Source organism: Kosakonia sp. PSU_27 (assembly GCF_039409795.1).
Lineage (GTDB): Bacteria > Pseudomonadota > Gammaproteobacteria > Enterobacterales > Enterobacteriaceae > Kosakonia.
In genome coordinates this window covers 489,001-514,051 of sequence record NZ_JBCIVK010000003.1, presented here as the reverse complement: position 1 = coordinate 514,051, position 25,051 = coordinate 489,001, and the positions used below count along the sequence as shown (strand labels likewise).

General features: G+C 53.8%; 21 protein-coding genes. 3 read left to right on the top strand and 18 right to left on the bottom strand.

Going from position 1 to position 25,051, the window contains the following annotated elements; genetic code table 11:
• Positions 1–59: 59 nt before the first annotated feature.
• The 14 genes from cpsB to AAIG26_RS09225 all read right to left on the bottom strand — a co-directional run bounded on the left by cpsB (position 60) and on the right by AAIG26_RS09225 (position 14,340).
• Entirely contained in the window at positions 60–1,496 is a 1,437-nt protein-coding gene (gene cpsB / locus AAIG26_RS09290) for a mannose-1-phosphate guanyltransferase (RefSeq protein WP_020454304.1), read from the bottom strand.
• A complete protein-coding gene (gene wcaI / locus AAIG26_RS09285) occupies positions 1,493–2,797 on the bottom strand; it encodes a colanic acid biosynthesis fucosyltransferase WcaI (protein WP_343180551.1) in 1,305 nt (434 codons plus the stop codon). Before wcaI ends, cpsB begins: the two co-directional genes overlap by 4 nt.
• A complete protein-coding gene (locus tag AAIG26_RS09280) occupies positions 2,794–3,267 on the bottom strand; it encodes a GDP-mannose mannosyl hydrolase (RefSeq protein WP_020454306.1) in 474 nt (157 codons plus the stop codon). The genes wcaI and AAIG26_RS09280 overlap by 4 nt, the downstream gene beginning before the upstream one ends.
• 2 nt (positions 3,268–3,269) lie before the next feature.
• Positions 3,270–4,235, bottom strand: coding sequence for a GDP-L-fucose synthase (locus AAIG26_RS09275; RefSeq protein ID WP_045510692.1), 966 nt, complete (start codon positions 4,233–4,235; stop codon positions 3,270–3,272).
• 2 nt (positions 4,236–4,237) lie between these two features.
• Positions 4,238–5,359: a GDP-mannose 4,6-dehydratase gene (gene gmd / locus AAIG26_RS09270; RefSeq protein ID WP_017458486.1), complete on the bottom strand. Its 1,122-nt coding sequence runs from the start codon at positions 5,357–5,359 to the stop codon at positions 4,238–4,240.
• Between the two features lie 26 nt (positions 5,360–5,385).
• Positions 5,386–5,946: a colanic acid biosynthesis acetyltransferase WcaF gene (gene wcaF, locus AAIG26_RS09265; protein WP_343180643.1), complete on the bottom strand. Its 561-nt coding sequence runs from the start codon at positions 5,944–5,946 to the stop codon at positions 5,386–5,388.
• A 22-nt stretch (positions 5,947–5,968) separates the two neighbouring features.
• A complete protein-coding gene (gene wcaE / locus AAIG26_RS09260) occupies positions 5,969–6,715 on the bottom strand; it encodes a colanic acid biosynthesis glycosyltransferase WcaE (RefSeq protein ID WP_020454308.1) in 747 nt (248 codons plus the stop codon).
• 13 nt (positions 6,716–6,728) lie between these two features.
• Entirely contained in the window at positions 6,729–7,949 is a 1,221-nt protein-coding gene (gene wcaD / locus AAIG26_RS09255; protein WP_020454309.1) for a colanic acid polymerase WcaD, read from the bottom strand.
• Positions 7,924–9,141: a colanic acid biosynthesis glycosyltransferase WcaC gene (gene wcaC / locus AAIG26_RS09250; RefSeq protein WP_020454310.1), complete on the bottom strand. Its 1,218-nt coding sequence runs from the start codon at positions 9,139–9,141 to the stop codon at positions 7,924–7,926. The genes wcaD and wcaC overlap by 26 nt, the downstream gene beginning before the upstream one ends.
• Entirely contained in the window at positions 9,138–9,629 is a 492-nt protein-coding gene (wcaB, locus tag AAIG26_RS09245) for a colanic acid biosynthesis acetyltransferase WcaB (RefSeq protein ID WP_249881353.1), read from the bottom strand. The genes wcaC and wcaB overlap by 4 nt, the downstream gene beginning before the upstream one ends.
• Positions 9,629–10,474 (bottom strand): colanic acid biosynthesis glycosyltransferase WcaA, encoded by an 846-nt coding sequence (wcaA, locus tag AAIG26_RS09240; RefSeq protein WP_044489411.1) that lies wholly within the window; start codon positions 10,472–10,474, stop codon positions 9,629–9,631. The genes wcaB and wcaA overlap by 1 nt, the downstream gene beginning before the upstream one ends.
• Positions 10,475–10,577: 103 nt before the next feature.
• Positions 10,578–12,746: a tyrosine-protein kinase Wzc gene (wzc, locus tag AAIG26_RS09235; RefSeq protein WP_045510702.1), complete on the bottom strand. Its 2,169-nt coding sequence runs from the start codon at positions 12,744–12,746 to the stop codon at positions 10,578–10,580.
• A gap of 2 nt (positions 12,747–12,748) precedes the next feature.
• Complete coding sequence (gene wzb / locus AAIG26_RS09230) at positions 12,749–13,192, bottom strand: low molecular weight protein-tyrosine-phosphatase Wzb (protein ID WP_020454314.1); 444 nt, start codon at positions 13,190–13,192, stop codon at positions 12,749–12,751.
• A gap of 2 nt (positions 13,193–13,194) precedes the next feature.
• Complete coding sequence (locus tag AAIG26_RS09225) at positions 13,195–14,340, bottom strand: polysaccharide export protein (RefSeq protein WP_044489412.1); 1,146 nt, start codon at positions 14,338–14,340, stop codon at positions 13,195–13,197.
• Between the two features lie 693 nt (positions 14,341–15,033).
• Between AAIG26_RS09225 and AAIG26_RS09220 the strand changes: the two genes are divergently transcribed.
• A complete protein-coding gene (locus AAIG26_RS09220; protein ID WP_343180550.1) occupies positions 15,034–16,617 on the top strand; it encodes a TerC family protein in 1,584 nt (527 codons plus the stop codon).
• A gap of 40 nt (positions 16,618–16,657) precedes the next feature.
• Here AAIG26_RS09220 and AAIG26_RS09215 read toward each other — a convergent pair whose 3' ends face one another.
• On the bottom strand, positions 16,658–17,413 hold the full coding sequence (locus AAIG26_RS09215; RefSeq protein WP_313626306.1) for a DeoR/GlpR family DNA-binding transcription regulator: 756 nt from the start codon (positions 17,411–17,413) through the stop codon (positions 16,658–16,660).
• 83 nt (positions 17,414–17,496) lie between these two features.
• On the opposite strand from AAIG26_RS09215, the gene AAIG26_RS09210 reads away from it, so the two are divergent.
• Positions 17,497–18,081, top strand: a complete 585-nt coding sequence (locus AAIG26_RS09210; protein ID WP_343180549.1) for a GDP-mannose pyrophosphatase — start codon at positions 17,497–17,499, stop codon at positions 18,079–18,081.
• 46 nt (positions 18,082–18,127) lie between these two features.
• Here AAIG26_RS09210 and asmA read toward each other — a convergent pair whose 3' ends face one another.
• The 3 genes from asmA to udk form a co-directional block, all read right to left on the bottom strand.
• Positions 18,128–19,978, bottom strand: coding sequence for an outer membrane assembly protein AsmA (asmA, locus tag AAIG26_RS09205; protein ID WP_343180548.1), 1,851 nt, complete (start codon positions 19,976–19,978; stop codon positions 18,128–18,130).
• Positions 19,979–20,003: 25 nt separating this feature from the next.
• Positions 20,004–20,585: a dCTP deaminase gene (dcd, locus tag AAIG26_RS09200; protein ID WP_017458501.1), complete on the bottom strand. Its 582-nt coding sequence runs from the start codon at positions 20,583–20,585 to the stop codon at positions 20,004–20,006.
• A gap of 86 nt (positions 20,586–20,671) precedes the next feature.
• On the bottom strand, positions 20,672–21,313 hold the full coding sequence (udk, locus tag AAIG26_RS09195; protein ID WP_017458502.1) for a uridine kinase: 642 nt from the start codon (positions 21,311–21,313) through the stop codon (positions 20,672–20,674).
• Positions 21,314–21,666: 353 nt separating this feature from the next.
• Here udk and AAIG26_RS09190 point away from each other — a divergent pair, with 353 nt between their 5' ends.
• Positions 21,667–24,996 (top strand): diguanylate cyclase, encoded by a 3,330-nt coding sequence (locus AAIG26_RS09190; RefSeq protein ID WP_343180547.1) that lies wholly within the window; start codon positions 21,667–21,669, stop codon positions 24,994–24,996.
• Positions 24,997–25,051: the final 55 nt, after the last annotated feature.

Sequence of the window (25,051 nt, the reverse complement as noted above, 5' to 3'; positions counted from 1 at the left end):
TCTTGTTGATTAATTTAAATTTATAAACCGGATAACGTTCGCGTTATCCGGCACGGGAATTAAATACGGCCGTAACGATCGGCAAACCGCACAATGTCATCCTCTTCAAGGTACGAACCGGAGCGCACCTCGATCAGATCGAGCGGAATTTTCCCGGGGTTTTCCAGACAGTGGCGCGCGCCGAGCGGAATATAGATAGATTCGTTTTCGCCCAGCAGTTTCACCTCACCGTCAATCGTCACTTTTGCCGTACCGGCAACCACCACCCAGTGTTCAGCGCGGTGGTGATGCATCTGTACGGAAAGTCCTTCGCCCGGCTTCACGGTAATGCGTTTTACCTGGTAGCGATCGCCGGAATCGATGGAGTCATATTTACCCCACGGACGGTAGACTTCGCGGTGGATATGGTGTTCGTGGCGCCCGTCGGCTTTGATTTTCTCGACCACTTTTTTCACATCCTGCACGGCGTTACGGTCGGCAATCAGCACCGCATCTTTGGTCTGCACCACCACCAGATCTTTCACTCCGACGGTCGTCACCAGCCCCGATTCGGCGTAAACGTAGCTGTTTTCGGTTTTATGGGTGATGACGTCGCCGTGATGGACGTTTCCCTCCGGCGTGTGCTGGCTGATTTCCCACAGCGACGACCAGGAACCAACATCGCTCCAGCCCGCATCCATTGGCACCACAACCGCATCGGCGGTGCGTTCCATAACCGCGTAGTCAATCGACTCTTCCGGGCAGGCGAGGAAAGACGCCTCATCGACGCGGATAAAGTCCATATCCGGGTCTGTGGCGTCCATCGCTTTTTCGCAGGCTTCGAGAATATCCGGGCGGTATTTTTTCAGCTCTTCGAGGTAGCGACCGGCACGGAACAGGAACATGCCGCTGTTCCAGTAATACTCGCCGCTTGCCACATAACCCTGCGCCGTTTCGAGGTTGGGTTTTTCAACAAACTGCGCCACTTCAAACGCCACCGCATCGACTTCACCGGCAGAAACCGCGCCACGACGGATGTAGCCATACCCGGTTTCCGGCAGATCCGGCACGATACCAAAGGTCACCAGTTTGCCCGCTTCGGCGTAAGGGATCGCATTGCGTACCGATGTGCGAAACGCCTCTTCATCCTGGATCACATGGTCAGCGGCCAGCACCAGCATCAGCGGATCGCTATCCGGGTTGTGGCGTTTTACCGCCAGCGCTGCCAGCGCGATAGCCGGAGCCGTGTTGCGACCTGCCGGTTCGAGGATGATGTTTTCGGTCAACTTGTGCAGCTGACGCAGTTGCTCCGCGACGATAAAGCGGTGCTGTTCGTTACAAATCACCACCGGGCTTTCGCACTCCACGCCGTTCAGGCGGCAGATGGTGGTTTGCAACATGGTGAGTTCGCCTTTCAGGCAGAGAAACTGTTTAGGGTAAAGCACACGGGACAGCGGCCACAAACGACTGCCAGAGCCGCCGGCCATCACGACCGGATAGAGTTGTGTTTGACTCATGATTTATCCCCATTGCCATCGAAGTTCAGTTCGCCGTCATGCACGCTTTCGCGGGCTGGTGCGGGCTGAGTGGAATTCTCCGGGCTGATATCTGCAATAAACTGGCTTAACACGTTCTCTTTTTCGAGCGTGCGTTCGGCATATTCACGTGCCACCGTGTTGTTTTTGGGCATCGCCAGTGCGCGTTCAATGCCCCAGGTCAGCGCGTCCACCGATTCCGGTTCAACGCAGACCGCAATGCCAGGCTGGGTCAGGCACAGCTGGCCAAGTTCGGTACTCTCTTCGGCGGTAATGACGGCATTGCCGCCGACCGCCAGAATGTTGGTCAATTTGGACGGCAGCACCGCGTCAGCCGCGCCGCGTTTTTGGATCACCAGATGGCAATCACCCATTTTTAATAAGGCAGGCAACGTGTCGTACGGCTGCAACGGGAAGAATTTCACGTTGTGAAGCCCGCGCTCGCTGACCATTTTTTCCAGCCTCGCCTTGCCACCGCCCTGGCCGACAATCACAAACAGCCACGGCTGATGGTGCAGTTTGGCCGCCGCTTCAATGACGTTTTCCAGCCCCTGCTTCTCACCGATATTGCCGGAGTAAAGAATGATTTTTTTGTCATCCGGCAGGCCGAGTGTGCGGCGCAGTTGCGCGACGGCTCCGTCGTCGATATCGCGAAAACGCGCCACTTCGGACCAGTTCGGGAAGAAAATAATGTTGTCCGCAGCCACACCTTTTTCCCGCGCTTTGTTCATCATCGAACGGGAGATAGTCGACACGTTGTCAACGTTATGCAGGTTGCTACGCTCAAAGGCGGTCGCCAGCTTCGCCACGCGACCGTTTTTACCTTTGCCCGCCATGCCTAAACCCAGCATGGCATCGACTTCATAATCCTGAATGTGCAGCACGGTTTTCGCACCGCTCAGTTTTGCCAGCAGGCGCATGCCCGGCGTACAAAACAGGGTCGGCACGATGCCGATAATGCGATCCGGCTTCCAGCGACGCTGCGCCATCAACGGGAAGAAGCTGCTCAGGGCAAAGCTGCCCAGATGCAGCAGCCGTTTTAAGGTCGATGGCTGCGCGGGCACATACAGCGGGCAGCGCCACACGGTGGCAATGCCCTGCTCTTTGCGCCAGCGCCAGGCGCTGTAATGCGCGCCCACTTTCCACTCCGGGTAGTACGGCGGTGCGGTAATGACGCGCACGTCATGGCCCTGACGGGCCATCCATTCCACCATTTCGCCGGTGTATTTACCGATCCCGGTCAGCTCCGGCGAATAGTTGATGCCATAGACCAGGATTTTCATAAGCCCGGTACTCCCTGCGCGTCGAGGAAATAGGCGCGGCTGTTGTCATGCACCAGCGGGTCGGCAATCAGCGACTCCGGCGTTCCCCAGCGGTAATCATTGTGCTGCTCCGTCGGCAGCGCGAGGGTGTCCTCATCCACACGCAGGCGGAAGCCCAGCACAATGTAATGCGTGGTGAAATCCGGGCCGGAAAAGTTGTCGTCATAGAAGTGCTGCCAGACGCCGTAAAACTCGCCTGCCGACATCGGCAGGCGCAGTCCCAGTTCCGCCTGAGTCAGTCGCTCGAAAGCGGCCGCCAGCGGCTCGTCCTTTTGCACGCGTCCGCCCGGCACAAACCAGTATCCCTGGGCCGGACGGTTAGTGCGCTTGCCGAGTAAAAACTCGCCGCGTGAGTTCTCCACGATCAAATCGATGGAAATCAGCGGGGTTGAACGCACCACCGTGGCAAAATCTTCCTGACTCAAAAACATACTTACCCCCGGAACCGGTGCTGGTTTTCAAGGAACCACTGGTAGGTGCTGGCAAGCCCCGCTTCCAGTGAGATCTCGTGATACCAGCCAAGCTGATGCAGGCGGGTAACATCCAGCAGTTTGCGCGGCGTGCCGTCCGGTTTGGTGGCGTCAAACACCACGCGACCTTTGTAACCGACCACGCTTGCCACGGTTTGCGCCAGTTCACGAATGGTGCAGTCCACGCCGGTGCCGACGTTGATATGCGACAGCATCGGTTCGGTATTCTCCTGCCACACTTCACGCGCCAGCTCCTGAACATGAATGCTGGCCGCGGCCATATCATCCACATGCAGGAATTCACGCATCGGCGTGCCGCTGCCCCACACCACCACATCCGGCGCATTTTCCTGCGTCGCTTCGTGGAAACGGCGCAGCAGCGCAGGAATAACGTGCGAGTTGCTCGGGTGGAAGTTGTCGTGCGGCCCGTACAGGTTGGTCGGCATCACCGAGCGGTAATCACGGTCATACTGACGGTTGTAGGATTCGCACAACTTAATACCGGCGATTTTGGCAATCGCGTACGGCTCGTTGGTCGGCTCCAGCGTCCCCTGCAACAGCTCACTTTCCGCAATCGGCTGGTGAGCCAGTTTCGGGTAGATGCAGGACGAACCGAGGAACAACAGTTTGTTCACGTCGTTCTGGTGCGCGGCGTGAATGATGTTGCTCTCAATCATCATATTTTCGTAGATGAAGTCCGCCGGGTAGGTATTGTTCGCCACAATACCGCCCACTTTCGCGGCCGCCAGGTAAACCTGGTCGATACGCTCACTGGCGAAAAACGCATTCACAGCCGCGCTATCTAACAGGTTCAGCTCCTCGCGGGAACGCAGCACCAGTTCGATATCCGCCCGCTGTTCGAGCTGCCGTACGATGGCTGACCCCACCATCCCGCGATGGCCAGCCACAAAAACACGTTGTTTGGTCATGCTCAGGACTCCAGCGCGATGGCAACCTCGTAACCGTGGGCCTTAAGCAGTGAGTGTTTTTTCGCTGCTTCCAGATCTTTTGCCACCATTTCAGAGACCATCTCCTGCAGGGTGATTTCCGGTTTCCAGCCCAGTTTTTCGTGCGCTTTGCTCGGGTCGCCCAGCAGGGTTTCCACTTCAGCAGGACGGAAGTAACGCGGGTCAACGGCGACAATCACATCGCCCGGTTTCACGCCCGGTGCGTCATGGCCGGTCACGGAAACAACAATGCCTTTCTCTTCCACGCCGGTGCCTTCAAAGCGCAGTTTGATACCCAGCTGTGCCGCCGCCATTTCGACGAACTGACGCACGGAGTACTGCACGCCGGTAGCGATAACGAAGTCTTCCGGTTTTTCCTGTTGCAGCATCATCCACTGCATTTTCACGTAATCTTTGGCATGGCCCCAGTCACGCAGGGAGTCCATGTTGCCGAGGTACAGGCAGGATTCCAGACCCTGAGCGATGTTGGCGATAGCGCGGGTAATTTTGCGGGTCACGAAGGTTTCGCCGCGGCGCGGAGACTCGTGGTTGAACAGAATGCCGTTGCAGGCGTACATACCGTAGGATTCACGGTAGTTCACGGTGATCCAGTACGCGTACAGTTTGGCAACCGCGTATGGAGAGCGCGGATAGAACGGCGTGGTCTCTTTCTGCGGGATTTCCTGCACCAGGCCGTACAGCTCAGAAGTGGACGCCTGGTAGAAACGGGTTTTCTTCTCCAGACCCAGGAAGCGAATGGCTTCCAGCAGACGCAGCGTACCCATGGCATCAACGTCGGCGGTATATTCCGGGGATTCGAACGACACAGCCACGTGGCTCATCGCACCCAGGTTGTAGACTTCATCCGGCTGCACTTCCTGCAGGATACGCGTCAGGTTGGAGGTATCGGTCAGGTCACCGTAGTGCAGATGGAATTTCGGGTTGCTGGTGTGCGGATCCTGATAGATGTGATCCACACGCTCGGTATTGAATGAGGAAGCGCGGCGTTTAATGCCGTGAACTTCGTAACCCTTCTCCAGAAGCAGTTCAGCCAGATAAGAGCCATCTTGCCCGGTTACGCCGGTGATGAGAGCGACTTTAGACATAATTTATTTTCCTCAATAGTCCCAGTTCAGGGAGTTACCTTTTCAACTTCAACGCGTTCGCGCGTCACCACTGCGGGATTGCCACGGCAAATCACATTTGCCGGAAGCGATTTAAAAACACTGCTGCGCGCACCGACTACCGTCCCGTCGCCGATGGAGACGCCCGGCGCGACAAACACATCTGTCGCCAGCCAGCACTTCTCACCAATCACGATTGGCGTCGCGTTAATATCAAAATGCGCGCTCATATAATCGTGACTGCCGGTGCACAAATAACATTTCTGAGAAACCACTGAATTCGCACCGATAGAAATATCACCCAGCGTGTATAACACTGCGTCATCTCCTACCCAGCTGTAATCGCCTAATGTTAATTTCCACGGATAAGTAATTTTTACCGATGGACGAATAACCACGCCTTTTCCAACCTTTGCGCCAAATAAGCGCAACAGGAATGCGCGCCAGCGATACAGCACCTGCGGGGACCAGGCAAATAATGTCGCCTGAACCGCCCACCACAGTTGAACCTTAATAGCGTTGCCGCCCCGAAAACCTTTCGGCACGGAGAATCCTTTTAAATCCTGCATCATTTTTCCTTATATCTGAGCGTTATGCTTTGTTATATAAGGCTTTCGTTTTGCCGGTCGTCCGTAAACGCAACATATAAGACAACTGTGCCCAGAAGCCCGGCATGCGTAATATTTTACGCTGCACATTGCGAGCATCCTGACATAATTCAAGGTTATTAGACGTTGATACGCCGCCCATCGAAAATTCAGACACAAGGCCTTTCAAACGCTTAAACGGGAAACCCGCTTTAAACATTCTGGCGGCTAATGCGTAATCGGAAGAGACTTTATATTGCAGATCGTAGGGGTAAGTTTTCAGACCATTTACCGGGAAAAATATAGCCTGATGGCTGGCCGGTAAGCTGTGGTAAATATACCAGCCATGTTTTGCGCCACGACGTATTTTTGTGCCATCACCGAAATCCAGCAGCGCATCGCCAATATACATTGCGTTTTCTTGCTCATCATTCAGCTGACGAACAACATCCACAATTTCTTCATGGAAAATATCGCCGGAATTAAGAAACAGCGCAAAGCGTCCTGCGGCCATATCGATCCCTTTATTCATAGCATCATAGATGCCTTTATCGCGTTCGCTGATATAGCGTAAATTGTACTGACCGTTGAGGTTTTTCAGAAATTCCTCAGTACCATCCTGAGAACCGCCGTCAACCACAATCCATTCGAATTCAATATTTTGCGCTTTCGCCAGGTGAGCCAGCGACTGCCAGGTTTTCATCACACCTTCATAATTACGAAACGCGACAGTAATAACACTTAGCAGCATTTGACCCACCTCTTTATGTAGCCGCGATATTCAACGCTTTGCGCAGAATAAACGGACAAACAATTAAAAACGCATATTCCGGGCTAAAGATAGACCCCGTAAAAAACAACGATATCGGAGTGAACAGATAAAGTTGAACGCGAAAATTCTGATTGTTGCCAAAGGCATTTATCGTCATTTTCCCAACTTTAAACAGATACCATCCGGTCAGTAATACCGCAAACCATGAAAAATAAATGATCAGCAGATACAACCCATTGTCTATTGTTTTCCCGACGTCCGCACCGTTAAAGATTCCGAATGATGCGACATATTCGTAAAGTGAGCCAAATCTTACTACACCATCAATATTGGTCAGTGAATATCCCACCATCACCAGCGGACCGATAATACGATAATACGAGGAAGAGCCTTCCGTACCTAAATCGCCGATTCGTTCTGCGATATATGGAAAAGCAAATACAACGCCAACAATAAAGACTGCCAGTGAAATAATTGCCAATGGTAACTTTTTACGGATCGCCTCTTTGTTCAGATACTGGAAAGCCCATTCCAGCAGATAAAACAGGATAAATGTCATTACCCCTGAGAACGATCCCGAAAGAACTATCCCTGCCAAAATCATAGCATCGGTCTTCGGCGTTTTGATACCAAACTGTTTGATGCTGAGCCAAATTGAGATTAACGCCAGAGCGAAGAATGCCGGTTCGAAATATAACGCCGTAGTACGTTTACCGCCGAACTTGATAAAATTCAGCACGTAACTGTTGCTATAGATGAGATATTTCGAAATCGTCTCCATTAAACTGCTGCCGCCAGTGAGGATAATCTGCGCCATTTCCATCGCCGCCAGCAGCACCACGAATGCCACTACCGCATAGAAAAATCTCAAGATCTTACGGTAATTATGCGGTGAAATGGTTTTGAAGCGGATGCTCCACACCATGCCGATGATGATCACGATATAAACGAACAGCATCGTCGAGGTGACATATTTACTGGCGTCCAGCGACTTACCAAAAATGAAGTTAAACAGCGTCAGCCCTGCCCCGGCCCCCAGCGCTATCATCAGTTTTTTTACACTGATGCGCTCAACATAGAGCAACAGCAGCACTGGCAAAAACGTCACGATAGTGATCGGAAAACTCTCTCCTAACTGGAGGAGTTTGACGTTAACCAGCAGGTAAATGAGCGGCAGCAGGAGGTAGCTACAGACCTTGATAGAATGAGACATACTCCTCCAGCATCTGTTGGCCACTGTACGCCTGGCGGCTGCGCGCGCGGAACGCGTCGAGGCTTTCGCCAAATACCGCCTGGGCAATGTCGGCTTTATGGCACTGCACCAGCGGCAACACCTCCTGCTCGCTGAACGTTTTCCCGCCCGACTTCTGCAACACTTCGCGTGCCGCATCGCTGTGGGTGGCAATCACCGGCACACCGATAGATAACGCTTCGCACAGAATCAGCGGATAGTTATCCACGCGAGAGCTAAAAACCAGCGCATCCATCTCGTTGAGTTCACTCATCAATTTGCGCTTATCGGTCAGAAAACCGTGGTTGATGACATTGCTGCCCTCAAACGGGGAAAACTTACCGAAGGTATGCAGCTCCACACGGTCATCCATCGCCATGATGTCGCGTACCAGTTGTTGGTTGGTTTTCCCGTCATAGCGTAGATCGTGCGCCACCACCGCAATCTTCGGTTTACCTTGCGTCACTTTCACCGGAGCCAGCTCGGCCAGAATCGCTTCTGTCGCCACATCAATGCCGTTATTGATAATGCTGCAGCGCCCGGCGCCATACAGGCTATTAAAGGCGTCCGCCACGTGCTGGCTGGGAGAGATAAACTGACAACCGAGCGCCAGCATGTCGTTAAATAACTGACGCTTGCTGTCGACCAGCTTATGCGCGCGGTCAACCTTCACCGGCGGGTAGTTCGACAGCGTCGGGCATTTGCGGCAATTCTCTTTCCAGCCTTCACAGCCATCGGTAAAGGCACAGCGCCCGGTCACGCTCCAGTGGTCATGCAGCGTCCAGACAAAAGTGACATCCGGTTTGTGCGCTTTCACCTTCTGGCAAAACGTCACCAGTTCATGCAAGTTCAGCCAGTAGCTGTGCATCACATGGAAATGCAATACCACCGGGCCATCCGTGCGGGTCACGGTGCGATAGAGATTATTCAGGTTGCCGAAAACATCGCGGTTAAACAGGCGAAACAGCGCCAGATTAGCGATGGAAGTCAGACGTGGCGTCTGTTTATAGACCTGCGGATAGTTGTCGTGGCTGACGCTTTTTTTGCCGCCTTTGCCATAGCCGTAAATAAAACGTGATGAAATGCCCTGTTGCAGCGCGCGCTGATGTAAATCGAGCGCAACCCCTGCGGCACCGCCTTCTGCAAGGCGCACGTTAAATTGCAAAATATTCATTTAATCACCTTCACGCGCGCTTTCTCGCCGACCACCAGCGCGTTGTCCGGCACGCTGTCGAGCACCACGCTTCCCGCGCCAATGGTGACGTTGTTACCAATGGTGATATCGCCAATCATCACCACGTTGGCACCCAGTTCAACATTGTTGCCAATCACCGGGCAGGCCATGCTATCGGTCCCGCGGTTGCCGATAGTGACACCATGACGAATGGTGAAATCATCCCCGGCGACGGTATTTTTATTGATCACCACCGCATAGCCATGATGGATGGTAAAGCGGCGACCAATCGTCGCGGCGGCCTGAATTTCATAGCCAAACAGGCATTCCGTGACAAAGCGGTACAACAAAATGACGGGCGCGGCCCAGAGATTGTTGATGACATGCTTTTTGCGCCACACGGAGCAAAAATGGGCAATGCGGTACGCCGCAACCATGCAGCACGGGCGCAAATTCCAGTGATTAGCGCGAAAATCTTCCAGACGCATTATTTCCCCCGCAGCCCATCAGCCAGACGCTTACCGTTACGCAGAGAAAATAGCGTCAACAAGGTGCGCCAGTTCATCCGCTTATTGCGAATTTGGTAGAGGGTAAACAGCTGATATTTCTTGCTGGCGCGATCGAATTTGTCTTTGTGCTTACGATAAAAGTGGAAGTAGCCGGAAAACTTCTTCGGTGAAGAAGTGATCTGCATTTCACCGTGGTTAATGTGCAGGATCTGCGTGGCTTCTTCGATTTTCCACGGCTCGCCGTACTCCTCGACCATTCGCAGGAAAATGTCGTAATCCTGGGCCGCCTTCAGTTGGGTATCAAACAAGCTCTCTTTAAAACGCCAGCCCCAGGTGAAAACCTGATTGCCAACGATGTTGCGCTTGTAGAACAGCTTGCGCGAGAACGGCGATTTCGGGTACAGCGGCAAGCTCGCCGGTTGCGAATAGACTTCGCCCTGACAGACATAATCGTTGGCGTACAAAAAGGCGCGGGTATTAAGCAGATGTTTGTGCGCCAGAAAAACGGACAGGCGGTTTGGCGTCCATTCATCGTCATCGTCAATACCGGTAATGTACTGGCCTTTCGCCTGCAAAATCGCCTGGTTGCGCACCGCGCAGGCTCCGGAGTTAAAGGCGTTGCGCGTGTAACTGACACGCGGGTCGCCCAGCTCATCAACAAACTGTTGCAACTGCTCGAAGCTTGCTGAGCAGTCATCAACAATGATCATTTCCCAGTGCGGGTAATCCTGGCGCAGCACCGATTTAATCGCGCGGATCGCCAGCTGTTGCCGGTTCCAGGTTGGCATATAAATTGAAATTAATGGGTTTGCTGTTGTACTCATGATGCGTTCCCTAATGCGTTCAACATGCCGCTTTCGCCCTTACTGCCGCCTTTTCCCGTCAGGGAAAAGGCGCAGCGCGTTGAGGGATAGAGGTAAGGTCTGGTTATTTTGAATCGGACTTGTATTCGTACTCGTAGTAGCCGTAATCCTGGTAGCCGGTCGCGCGGCGGAAAATCGAGTTCAGGATCACCCCTTTCACCTGAATACCGTTTTGCTCGAAGCGGCTCAGGCTGGTCTGGATCTCTTTGAGCGTATTCACCGCGTAGCGCGCCACCATCAGCGTGGTTCCTGCATGGCGACCCACGACTGCCGCATCCGTTACCGCCAGGATCGGCGGGGTATCGATCAGCACCAGGTCATAGTGGCTGCTGGCCCATTTCACCAGCTGACTGAAGCGTTCGCTCATCAGCAGTTCAGATGGGTTTGGCGGCACCTGACCGCGCGGAACAAGGTCGAAGTTGCTGATAGAGGTCGGCTTCGCGCAATTTTCGATAGCGCCCTTCCCGGCCAGCACTTCGGACAGGCCATTCACATTGTCAGTGCCCAGCAGTTCGTGGGTGTAGCCTTTACGCATGTCACAGTCGATCAGCAGCACGCGTTTATTGGTCTGGCTAATCACCGCGGCTAGGTTGGCGCAGACAAAGGTTTTACCGATTGACGGGCTGACCCCGGTCATCATCAACACGTTGTTATTAGCCTGCATCATGGCGAAGTGCAGGCTGGTACGCAGGCTGCGCACCGCTTCGATGGCCAGATCCGTCGGATTCCCCACCGCCAGCAGTTGGCTCTGCTTATAGCGTTTAACCCCTTTGATGGTTTTGACGCTATCGCGCGCTTTTTGCCATTCCGACAGCGGAATGCTGGCGTAAACGCTGATGCCCTGTTCTTCGAGCACTTGCGGGCTTTCGATGCCGCGGTTAAACAGCGAGCGCAGCAGCACACCGACCACCGAAACAATCAGGCCCAGGATAATGCTGCCAAGAATGATCAGCGCTTTCTTCGGCTTCAGTACGCCCGGTTGTGCAATGGCCGGGTCGACGATACGCACATCGCCAACGGTGCTCGCCTGGGTGATACGCAGCTCCTGCTGTTTGTTCAGCAACTGCATATAAACCTGCTGGCCTGATTCGACATCGCGCGTCAGCCGCACAATCTCCTGCTGCGTTTCCGGCATCGCGGTGATGCGATCGTTCAGCTTCGCTTTCTCATCTTCCAGCGCTTTACGTTTTTCCAGCAGGGTGCGGTACGCCGGGTGCGCTTTGGTATAGAGCTTGGAGATTTCGGCTTCGCGGAAAGTCAGTTCGTTCAACTGCGCGTCGATGTTGACCATCGAATCGAGCACCGATTTCGCTTCCAGCGGCAAGTCGACGGAGTCTTTGCGCTGACGGTAGGTGTTCAGTTTTTCCTCGGCCTCATCGAGGTTTTTGCGCACTTCCGGCAGTTGCTTATCGAGGAAGACCAGACTTTTGGCCGCTTCTTCGGATTTACGCTCAATGTTTTGCTCAAGGTAGTTGCGCGTGATGCTGTCCAGAATAGCGCGGATCTGATCACGGTCTTCACCGGTATAAGTGAGGCTCAGCACGCCGGTGTCTTTGCCGTTTTCGGTTACCGTCAGGTTGTTTTGCAGGTTGTTAATCATGCCAAGCGTAGAAAACTTGGTCACGGTGAACTCGCTGTCATTCGAGGCCTGAATGGCGCTCACCATCATGGTGACGCCTTGCTTGCTGAGTTGCTGCCCCACTTCGCCGCGCGCTTCAAAACCACCGTCGCTGCTTAGCAGATACTGTTTCGGGCTGAGTACTTTTAATGTGAAAGTCTGATCGTTCATGCCTTTTGGCAGCGTGAACGTGGTGACTTTCACCGTCTCGTTCTGCCGTCCCATCAGGCGATCCCACCCTGCGCCAAACAGCGGGAAGGTGTTTTTGACCACGGAGATATCCAGATCGAGATCGTCAACGGTTTTACCCAGTACCAGGCGTGACTGGATAAGCTGGATTTCCGCGTCCGACGCCGGTGGCTTATTCGACAGCGCACTGTTCAGATCCTGTACCAGCGAACTTCCGGTGTTCTGTTCGATTTGCACCAGCGCGTCAGCGCTGTAAATGGGGGTGGCGAACAGGCAGTAGACAACAGCAATCAGTGCGAAGACCGAGGTGATGCCCAGCACCCACCAGCGAGCTTCAATGATTGTGCCGAGCAAACGGCCAATATCGATTTCGTCGTTGCCCACCGCCGGGGCAGCAGAATGCGAATGGTGTGTTTTCTCTGTCATTATTATCCCTGCTGAGCTTGCAATGCCTGCGCCCAATGGCGGGCAGACTGGTCAAGTAAGGTGTAAATAGCTTCAAAAGCTTCACGACTTTTGCGATACGGGTCGGGGATCTCCCGCTCGTTATCCCAGTGGCCAAATAACATGACCTTTCCACGCATTTCCGGGGCAATCTCGCACAGGCGGGCAATATGACGTTTTTCCATCACCAGAATCAGGTCGTATTCGCGGCACATTTTCCCGGTAATTTGTCGCGCGCAATGCCCTTCCAGAGAGAGTTGATGATCCGCCGCCACACTCACGGCGTTGGCGTCCGCGCTACGTCCAACCAGCGCGCCCAGCCCGGCTGACGCCACCGTTAAAGCGGGCTGGTATTTTTTCAGCAGCCGTTCTGCCGTCGGGGAACGGCAAATGTTCCCCACGCATACCACCAGAATTTTGTTGAACATAGTCATTGCAGATTTTGGATGTCGTTGGCCGTGTTGGTCATGTAGCGAACGCCACTGATTGTCGGCAGCAACTGGTTGATAAGACGGTTCCAACGCGCAACCGGTGCGGTCGTGACATACACCACGTCATACGGCTGGAGACGGAAGTTCGTTGCCATAACCAGCGATGTGGCATCCGACATATCGAGCTGGTAGATGTTGGCGATCTTGTTGCCACGGCCACTTTCGTTGCCTTTGAGCGGACGAATAACAAAAATGCCGCTGGCGTTGGAGGTGGTCAGATCGATACCTTCGGCCTGGCCGAGCGCTTCGGTCAGCGTCATGCCGCTGAAGTCCATTTTGAGCGTGCTCTGTTTTTTCACTTCGCCCATCACGAACACTTTCAGATCGTCATTACGCGGAACAAACAGAATGTCGCCGGGGTAGAGCAAACGGTTCTGGCTGAGATCGCCGTTTTGCATCAGCGCCTGCAGTGAAATGCGCTGCTCCTGGCCCTGGTGTGTCAGCACGACATTGCGCCAGTCTGCGCTGTCGGTCAGACCACCTGCGGCATTGATCGCGTCAAGAACGGTAAGCGGTACGTTGGTGATCGCCTGCTGACCAGATTTTGCCACCTGGCCCGAGATATAGGCTTTTTGCGAGCGGAACGCGGCGATATTAACGTCCACCTGCGGGTCAGCAATATAGGTCGCTAAACGGCTGGTAATATCACTACGGATCTCATTCAGCGTCTTACCGGCAACGTGGATCTTGCCGACATACGGATAGAACATGGTGCCATCGGGTTGTACCCAGTTACCGGCATCGCTCGAACTACGATACTGACCGGCTGGCGTGGTGAGTTCAGGGTGATCCCACACGGTTACGTTCAGCACATCCCCTGGGCCAACGCGGTACTGGTAGGCGGAAATCTCCTGATCCAGTGACATATTCGGTTGAGCAACATTGTTGCGCGGGCGCAATTGTTCAATCAGACGTGGGGTTAATGGATAGACATTCACCATACGGTCTATATCAAAATCAGCATCCTGCTGTTTAATCACATCCTTTCCCATCGTAGACATATTGCTCCCGGGGAAGACGGTGCAGCCACTCATCAAGCTAATGGACACCAATAATGGCATCAATTTCGTTTTAGATTTCATCATTGATTAATTATCACTTTGGCAGAGTAATTATCCTGTGCGATTTAAATAAGCGCTCAAGCTGTACACAGATTCAGAATGCAGTTAATTCTTGAGAAATATAACTGGCATCAGTCCTAAAAAGCGTTTATTCAACCACATGCGATTACAGAATAATCCAGGCTGATTGACATACCCGCAGGCACGCTACCGCCCCTGGCTTTCAGTTACCAATTCACTGATTGACGCTAAGTCATTGATAGTCATCCATTACATCCTCTTTCTGGTGGCGCTATTTGCCAACCAGATAAAATACGGCAGGTACCGGCTTTCGCACTGATTAACAATGCTGAAAATAAAGACGCTGGTATATTTGAACGATACTGGAGGAATTGTTGCAGCTAAGCGAATAGCAGGCAAGGCGACATTCAGAGATAAACATCTTTTTAAGAATAATATTAAGACCAAATTTTTAGCTTTTTAGGATTTACCGCATATTGACAAAAAACTGACATGGTATTACCCATGCGACTTTTCTTATTTTCCATATTTAAATAGTGATAGTTAATCCCAGAAACAATAAGGAAATAACATTTAAAGCGTTTTAAATAACCACCTAAAATAAGATAAATCGCAGGCTGACATTGCAATTTATCTCAGCTTTATACATGATCGCATTGTGACAATTGTCATATCACATAAGGTGTTACGTTAACGATGGAATGGATTGCCGATCCGTCAATCTGGGCTGGTCTGGTCACATTGGTAGTGATTGAACTGGTTCTCGGTATTGATAACCTGGTTTTTATTGCAATTCTCGCCGAGAAATTGCCGCCAGCACAGCGTGACCGCGCGCGCGTCACCGGTCTGATACTCGCCATGCTGATGCGTCTGCTGCTGCTGGCCTCAATTTCCTGGCTGGTCACGCTGACCCAACCTTTATTTACCGTACGCGGCCTCAGTTTCAGCGCCCGCGATTTAATCATGTTAGTGGGCGGGCTATTCCTGTTGTTTAAAGCAACGGTTGAACTCAACGAGCGCCTCGAAGGGAAAGACAGCGACAACCCCACGCAGCGGCGCGGCGCGAAATTCTGGGCCGTGGTGACGCAGATTGTTGTGCTGGACGCGGTTTTTTCACTGGATTCCGTGATCACCGCCGTGGGGATGGTTGATCACCTGGCCGTGATGATGGCGGCGGTGGTTATCGCCATTTCGCTGATGCTGCTGGCGAGTAAAACCCTCACCCGCTTCGTCAATAACCATCCTACGATTGTTATTCTGTGTCTCAGCTTCCTGCTGATGATTGGTTTCAGCCTGGTGGCCGACGGCTTTGGTTTCCATATTCCAAAAGGTTACCTGTACGCCGCCATTGGCTTCTCGGTCATGATTGAAGCGCTGAACCAGTTGGCAATCTTCAACCGCCGCCGTTTTCTGTTCGCCAACCGAACGCTGCGCCAGCGCACCACCGAAACGGTCATGCGCTTGCTGAGCGGGCGTAAAGAAGATGCAGAGCTGGATGCCGATGCCGCCTCGATGTTGCGCGACGGCGACGATGACCAGATTTTCAACCCGCAGGAGCGGCGGATGATTGAACGCGTGCTGAATCTTAATCAGCGCACGGTGAGCAGCATCATGACGTCGCGTCACGATATTGAACATATCGATCTGAGCGCGCCGGAAGCTGAAGTCCGTGCCCTGCTGGATAAAAACCAGCATACGCGCGTGGTGGTTACCGGTGGCGAAGAGGATGATACCCTGCTGGGCGTGGTGCATATCCTCGATCTGCTCCAGCAATCGTTACACGGCGAACCGCTCGATCTGCGTGTGCTGGTGCGACAACCGCTGGTGTTCCCGGAAGGATTGCCGTTGTTGCAGGCGCTGGAACAGTTCCGTAATGCCCGTACCCACTTTGCGTTTGTGGTGGATGAGTTTGGCTCCGTTGAAGGGGTGGTGACTCTAAGCGATGTGATGGAAACCATCGCCGGCAATTTGCCCAACGAAGTCGAAGAGATTGACGCGCGCCACGATATTCAGAAAAACAGTGACGGTAGCTGGACGGCGAACGGCCATATGCCGCTGGAAGATCTGGTGCAGTATGTACCGCTGCCGCTCGACGATAAACGCGAGTATCACACCATTGCCGGGCTGCTGATGGAGTATCTGCAACGCATTCCGCAGCCAGGAGAAGAGGTTCAGGTGGGTGATTACCTGCTAAAAACGCTGGATGTCGAAAGCCACCGGGTGCAAAAAGTGCAGCTTATTCCGCTTGGCAGCGACAATAATCTCGATTACGAAGTGTAAAACATGCCGGGGTTCGCCCCGGCCATTCCCGCCTGCTTTCCTACGCTTTGACAATCGCAATACCACGCCGGGCAAACGGCTCCAGCGTGCGCCTATCGGTTTGCGCATCGACCACCAGCGTATTGATAAGTCCGATATCGCCGATCACCCACGGTGAAGCGGTGTTTAATTTTTCCGGCGAGGCCAGCACCACCGTCTCCGCCGCCCTTTGCGCCATGGCATGCTTGATACGCGACTCTTCGAAATCACCGGTGCTTAAACCCGCTTCAACATGCACGCCGGTCACCCCCATAAAAAAGAGATCGGCGCGCACGCGAGCAATCCCCTCCAGCGCCGCCGCGCCGACATTAACGATAGAGTGTTTATAAAGCTGGCCGCCAATCATCACCACGTTAATCAACGGATGTTGTGCCAGCCCGACAGCGATACTCGGGCTGTGGGTGACAACCGTAATGCGCAAATCTTCCGGGAAAAAACGGATTAACTCACTGGTAGTGGTGCCGCCATCGATCATCACCACCTGCCCGGGGGATACCAGCTCTGCCCCTTTCTGCGCGATCCGCCGCTTGGCATCCGATTGCAATGTTTGTCGCTCGGAAAAGGTGACCACCGCCGCCGATGCCGGTAACGCTCCGCCGTGCACCCGCTGCAAGCGCCCTTCCGCCGCCAGTTCGCGTAAATCGCGGCGCACCGTATCTTCTGATATGCCGAACTGCTCACTGAGATTTTTTGACAGCACCTGTCCCTCTTCAGCGAGGCGGGCAAGGATCAGTTGTTTGCGTTGTGAGGTCAGCATGAGGTGCTCCTGATTGCACGAAATATCTTGTTAATGCACGAAAGTGCACGTTATGATGCGATCTTACGTCCTGAGGAGCGAATATGCCATCTGAAAATGCACAAGTACGCATTATTGCGACCAAACCCTTATCCGAAGACTGGGGCAAACTGACGAAGTACACCTTTGACTTTCGTCGCAGAGACGGCGAATGGCAACGCCAGAGCCGCGAAGTTTACGATCGCGGCAATGGCGCGGTGATCCTGCTGTATAACCTGAGCAAACGCAGCGTGATCCTCACCCGGCAGTTTCGCTTGCCGTTATTCGTTAACCAGCACAGCGGCTTTTTACTGGAAGCGGCAGCCGGCTTACTGGATGAGCTTGCCGCAGAAGAGCGCATAAAACAGGAAGCAGAAGAGGAGACCGGTTACCGCCTTGAGCAGGTGCAAAAGGTGTTTGAAGCGTGGATGAGCCCCGGTTCAGTCAGCGAAAAATTGCACTTTTTTATCGCCGAATATGATGACAGCCGGCGCATCAGCAATGGCGGCGGTTTAGCAGATGAAGGCGAGGATATCGAAGTGGTGGAGATGGATTTCGCCACCGCGCTGGCGGCTATCCGCAGCGGAGAGATTGCCGACGGCAAAACCATTATGTTGTTACAGCACCTGGCGCTGGAAGGCATTTTGTAAATTGCTTTGCCGGGTGGCGCAGTGTCCACCCGGCACGCTGGCTCGCTTACATCTTCTCGAGCAGTTTTTTCACATCTTTGCCGCTCTGGCGCTCTTTATTGCGATCCGCCCAGTCATTTAACCGGCGTTTCGCTTCATCCTGCAGATGTTTACGCAGCAGTTGATCCACTTGCAGGCTGTAGTTGAGCGTCTGCCATTTACCGTATACGCGCAGTGGAACTGGGGTATTTTTCAGGAAATCGATAAGCTCGCTCTCCCCTTTCCAGCCTTCCATCACGCGCACTTCAAAGCGCGTATCCGCCTGCTCTTTCACCAGATCCATCTCGCCTTCGCCGGTCAAAGAAAGCAGCGCTGAACTACCCTGCATGTCACTGAATTTCATCTGACCTTTATCCAGCGACACATCGCTGGTGAAGCTATCAAGGCGCGTGGCGTTATCGTAGTTTTCCTGCGACTGCACATCGCTGCTGCGCGCCACGGCCTGTTGCACCAGTTGCTGGAAGTTGAGCCCTTCCATACGGCTGTTTTTCAAATCGATATGCGCCTCGCCCTGCCAGTGGCGGCGGAAATCCTCGGCGTCGATACGCGGCCCGGAAAAATCGCCCGCCATGCTCAGGCTGCCGGTCAGGGCAATCGGGTAATTAAAGGCTTTCAGGATGGTGCCGATTTCCACGTTATCCAGTTTTGGCTGGAAGGTCGCAAGCGATCCCTCACCGCGCACATCCAGCTCGCCAGGTAACGAGATCTGCCCGTTGCCCATTTTGCCTTGCAGGGTAGGAATCGACAGCAAACCGGCATTATTGTTGAATTGTCCGACCACATCCGCAAACTGCATACCGCGCCAGCGCACGCTTTTCGCGCTAATGCCAATCTGTGCGGTAAAACTGCGTAACCCTTCGTACTGCGGTATATCCAGGCTGGTGGAGATAACCGGGCGCGGCAGGCGGTTTTGCGCCTGCCCTTGCTGCTGCGGCGAGCCGCTGTTATCGGCGGTCTGCTCCGGCGGTAACAAATTATCAAGATTGAGGGAGTCAAACTGCAAATCGAGCGCCCATACAGGCAGGTTGCCAAACGTCACGCTGCCGTTACCGGTGAGCGAGGTGTCGTTCGCGCGCAGGCTCAGATCGTTGAGCGTCAGGCGCTGCTGCGCACGTTGCCACTGCGCCTGTAAGCGTCCTTCCCCTTCGATGCCCTGCGTCGGGACATCGCCGCCCTGCAATTGCCATTTCACGTTATCGATGGCTGCGGTGAGGTTATGCGGATAGTCGCGGGCATCCACTTGCGCGCTGAAAGAGAGGGTTAAATCACGTTGATTGCGGTTAATCCGCCCGGCGAAATCAAGCTTTGCCTGGTGCAACGAATCCTGCTCCATTTGCAGGCGAATATCGCGCACCGTCAGTTGTTCATCATCATCGTGCTGGAACACCAGCACGCTATCAGCCACTTGCAGACTGGCGATGTCCCATGACCAGCCGCGATCCTCTTCCACCTGCGGCAGATTGTTTTCACGTGGTGCCACGGGGGCGCCTTGTTGCGGCGCAGCGGCGCTTTGCGGCGTTAACTGGATAACCGCGCCTTTCAGCATCACCCGTTTGACATGCAGCTGGTGCGACAGCAACGGCCACAGGTTAACGTCAAGGCGCATATTGTCGGCGGCGACCACCGGCGTCTGCGCACCGGGAGCGGTTAAGGTCATCCGCCCTGAGAGAATGCTAAGCTGCGGCCAGACATGCCAGCGCAACGGGCCATCAAGCTGCAATTGGTAACCGCTACGGGCTTCAACCTGACGCACCATATAAGCGCGAAAATCGTTGGGATTGACCAGTAGCACCAGCGCCGAAAGGCCGGCTACCAGCACGACCAACAGGATCATCAGCGTGGTTAACACTCTTCTCATGGCTTCCTCAGTAGGTCTGCTTCACTCAGTCTTTATCAATACGGCTGGCGACCGCGCCTTGCTGATCGCGATATTTCGCATCTTCACGGCGGTTATAAGGGCGTTCTGCCGGGCCGGAGAGCGGCTCGAAACTCAACGCACCAATCAGCATACCCGGGCGCAGCGCCAGCGGCAGTTTGCCTGAATTATAGAACTCCAGCACGATACAGCCTGACCAGCCGGGATCGATACGGTGCGCGGTAACATGCACCATCAAACCCAGACGCGCCAGCGAAGAGCGGCCGTCCAGCCAGCCGACCAAATCCGCGGGCAGCGTGACGGATTCATACGTCACCGCCAGCGCCAGTTCTCCAGGGTGCAGGTAAAAAGCGTCGCCTTCTGCCAGCACAATTTCATCGCTCATCACCCGATCAAGCGCCGCGCTGACTTCGTGTTTCGGGCCACTGAGATCGATAAACGCCGCCGTGTGCCCACTGAATGTGCGGAATTTGTTGCCCAGGCGGACATCAACCGTCGCACCGTTAATACGCTCAACCGGCGGGCGCGGATTAATCGCGAGCCGACCGTCGTTCAACCAGGCTTCAATATCTCGGTCACAAAGACGCATGGCACATTCTCCTTTTGATGCGACATACCCCTGAGCGCGCCTCAGGGGCCGGGCAAATTAATACGAACGGTGACAGCCTAACATTATTACTCAAAGAATTGGCTGATTTTGGCTTTCAGAATATCAATGGCGATGCGGTTTTTACCGCCGCGCGGCACGATAATATCGGCGTACTGTTTGGAGGGTTCAATAAACTGCAGGAACATTGGACGCACGGTTTTCTGGTATTGCGCCATTACCGAATCCATTGAACGACCACGCTCGTTAACGTCACGTTTGATACGGCGCATCAGGCAGATATCCAGCGGCGTATCGACGAAAATCGAGAAGTTCATCGCATCGCGCAGGCGTGAATCGGTCAGCAGCAGGATCCCTTCCAGGATGATGACTTTTTTGGCTTCAATGCGAATGGTTTCTTGCGTACGGGTATGTTCAACGTAGCTATAAACCGGTAATTCAATGGCTTCGCCGCGTTTAAGCGATTCTAAATGCTGGAATAACAGGCTGTGATCCATCGCGCTCGGATGGTCATAGTTGGTTTTTACACGTTCTTCCATCGACAGATGGCTTTGATCTTTGTAGTAACTGTCTTCCGGGATAACGCCAATATGTTCATCACCTACCTGTTCGCGCAGTTCGCGGTAAAGTGTGCTGGCAATAAGGCTTTTACCTGAAGCGGATGCGCCGGCGATACCGATAATGACGCACTGATGAGACTGATCAGTCATAAATTTAGCGACCTGATAACCTGGATGTAAAGGAAGGGCGACGCCAGAGCGTCAAACGCCGCAATTATAGGGATTTCACCGTCACGATACCAGTCGAATAGACACGGGATTCAGGTGTGATAAAAAGTCGCCAATTTTTACCCGCGAAACGCATTATTCGCAAAGCAAACTGCTCAAAAATGGAGCGCGATACGCGTTTTATTCATCCACTAAGTAATTAATAACACTATGATGTCAAATTATGAGCGCCCGCCATAGGAATTGTAAATTGTTTGTACTAGCATAATCCAAATTTCAAATTTCATTCGTCGGACTCTGTTCCGGACGGCACAGGGCTTGCGGATTAAGCGGTAATGAAGAAACAACACCAGCGCGTTTTGGTTACCACACCCTATCCTGGACTGCGGCTCCTCAGTTTAGGGTTACTCTCTTTTATTTTTACCCTGTTCTCGCTGGAACTGATCCGCTTTGGTACCATCATTGCCCCACTCTGGTTTCCCACCGCGATCATGACTGTGGCGTTTTACCGCCACGCGGGGAAGATGTGGCCCGGCATCGCGTTCGCCTGCGCGCTGGGGAATGTTGCCGCCACCGTGCTGCTTTTTTCCGCCTCTTTTGTCGACCTGCGCTATACCGCCGTGAATGTTGTCGAAGCGGCCATCGGCGCGGTAATGCTGCGTAAATTGCTGCCCTGGTATAACCCGCTGCAAAATCTGGGCGACTGGATCCGCCTTGCTATCGGCAGCGCGGTGGTTCCGCCGCTGGTTGGCGGGGCGCTGATCTGTTTGCTGGTACCGCCAGAAAACGTTTTGCGGACCTTTATTGTCTGGGTGTTGTCAGAATCCATCGGCGCGCTGGCGCTGGTGCCGCTTGGGCTGTTATTCAAACCGCATTATTTGCTGCGCCATCGTAAACCACAATTGCTGCTGGAAACGCTGGCGACGCTTGCCGTTACGCTGACGCTCAGCTGGCTGGCGCTGCACTATTTACCGTGGCCTTTCACCGCCGTCATTGTGCTGTTGATGTGGAGCGCGGTTCGTCTGCCGCGCATGGAAGCGTTTCTGGTCTTTTTGATCACCGTCATGATGGTGTCGTTGATCATCGCGCGGGAGCCGAACCTGATTATCGCGCCGAAAAGCAGCGTGATGACCAACGCGCCCTGGCTACCGTTTTTGATGATCCTGCTGCCGGTTAACGTGATGACCATGGTGATGTACGCCTTTCGCGCCGAGCGTAAGCACATTACCGAAAGCGAAGAGCGTTTTCGTAACGCCATGGAATATTCCGCCATTGGTATGGCGTTAGTCGGCACCGATGGGCAGTGGCTGCAGGCCAACAAAGCGCTGTGCCAGTTTCTGGGTTACAGCCAGGATGAACTGCGTTTAATGAACTTTCAGCAGCTCACCTGGCCGGAAGATTTACACAAAGACCTCGAGCTACTTGACCAACTGGTGCGCGGCGACATTCCCACCTACTCGCTGGAAAAGCGCTATTACACGCGTAATGGCGATCTGGTCTGGGGGCTGCTGGCCGTTTCCGTCGTGCGCCATGCCGACGGCACCCCGCTCTATTTCATTGCTCAGATAGAAGATATTAACGATCTGAAGCAGACCGAGTGGGTGAACAAGCGCCTGATGGAGCGCATTACCCTTGCAAATGAAGCAGGTGGTATCGGTATCTGGGAGTGGGAACTGGAGCCCGACATCATTAGCTGGGATAAACGGATGTTTGAGATGTACGAAGTCCCCGCGCATATGAAACCGACCTGGCATCTGTGGTACGAACGCATTTTGCCGGAAGATCGCCCGGAAACCGAGCGCGTTATCCGCGATGCGCTGGCCGCCCGCGTCGCCTTCAAACTGGAATTCAGAGTGCCGGTAAAAGAGGGAATTCGCCATATCCGCACCCTTGCCAACCGCGTGCTCAATAAAAACGGCGAAGTTGAGCGGCTGCTCGGCGTCAATATGGACATGACCGAGGTAAAACAGCTGAACGATGCGCTGTTCCAGGAAAAAGAGCGGCTGCACATTACGCTGGATTCCATCGGCGAAGCGGTGCTGTGTACCGATGTTGATATGAAAGTCACCTTTATGAATCCGGTGGCGGAAAAAATGAGTGGCTGGCCACAGGAACACGCCATTGGTCAGCCCTTATTGACGGTGCTGCGCATCACCTTCGGCGATAACGGTCCGGTGATGGAAAACATTCATAGCGGCGATATGTCGCGTACCGCGATTGAGCAGGATGTGGTGCTGCACTGTCGCACCGGCGGCAGCTTTGATATCCACTACAGCGTCACTCCGTTAAGCACGCTGGACGGGCAAAATATCGGCTCGGTGCTGGTTATTCAGGATGTCACCGAGTCGCGCAAAATGCTGCGCCAGCTCAGTTACAGCGCCTCTCACGATGCTCTCACCCATCTGGCGAACCGCGTCAGTTTTGAAAATCATCTCAAACGTCTGCTGGTGACGGTGCAGGAGTTCCACCAGCGACACGCGCTGGTGTTTATCGATCTCGACCGCTTTAAGGCCGTGAATGACACCGCCGGGCATGCCGCCGGTGATGCCTTGTTGCGTGAAATTTCTTCGCTGATGCTCAGCATGCTGCGCTCAACCGATATTCTCGCCCGCCTGGGCGGTGATGAGTTTGGCCTGCTGCTGCCGGACTGTAATGTCGAGAGCGCGCGCTATATCTCCGGGCGGATGATTGAAGCCATCAATGATTACCAGTTTATGTGGGAAGGCCGTTTGCATCGCATCGGTGCCAGCGCCGGGATTACGATTATTGATGAGACCAATTACCAGGCCTCAGACGTTATGTCGCAGGCGGATATCGCCTGTTACGCCTCCAAAAACAATGGCCGCGGCATCGTTACTATCTACGAAGCGCAGCAAGGGCTGATGCAGCATGAGCGCAGCTTGATGTCGCTGGATGAGCAGTGGCATATGATCAAAGACAACCATTTGCTGATGATTGCACGCGGCGTGGCCTCTCCGCGTGTGCCGGAGGCCTGCAATTTCTGGCTGCTGTCGCTGCGCCTGTGGACCAGCGAAGGGGAAGTGATGGAGGAGCACGCGTTCCGCTCAGGGTTGTCGGAACCGGAACTTATCCGCGCACTCGACAGACGGGTGTTTCATGAATTTTTCCGCAACCATGCGACAGCCGTCGCGGGTAAAGGCCTTGGTGTCGCCCTGCCCCTGTCCGTCGTTGGGCTGGCAAGTCAGTCTCTGGTGACGGAACTACTGCAAATGCTGGAAAGCGGGCCACTGCCGGGGCGTTTGCTGCATTTGATTATTCATGCTGATGCGCTGATGCGTGAAGGCAACACCATTAATGAGAATCTCAAACGCCTGCGCCATGCGGGTTGCCGCATTATTTTCAGCCATATCGGTCACGATCTGGAAGTGTTTAACCACCTCACACCGCATATGGCCGACTACCTGTTGCTGGAGCCTGAGTTAGTCACCAACGTCCACGGCAACCTGATGGACGAGATGATGGTGACCATTATTCAGGGTCACGCGCAGCGACTGGGCGTGAAGAGTATCGCCGGGCCGACTCATCAGCCGCTGATGATGGATACCCTGTCGGGGATCGGTATTGATTTGATCTACGGGGATATTATTTCACAGGCGCAGCCGCTGGATTTGATGCTGAATACCAGTTATTTCGCCATTAACTGACAAGAGGTAATAAGGCTATTTTACTTGCCATTTTGAAACCGGGCAGTGCTCAAAA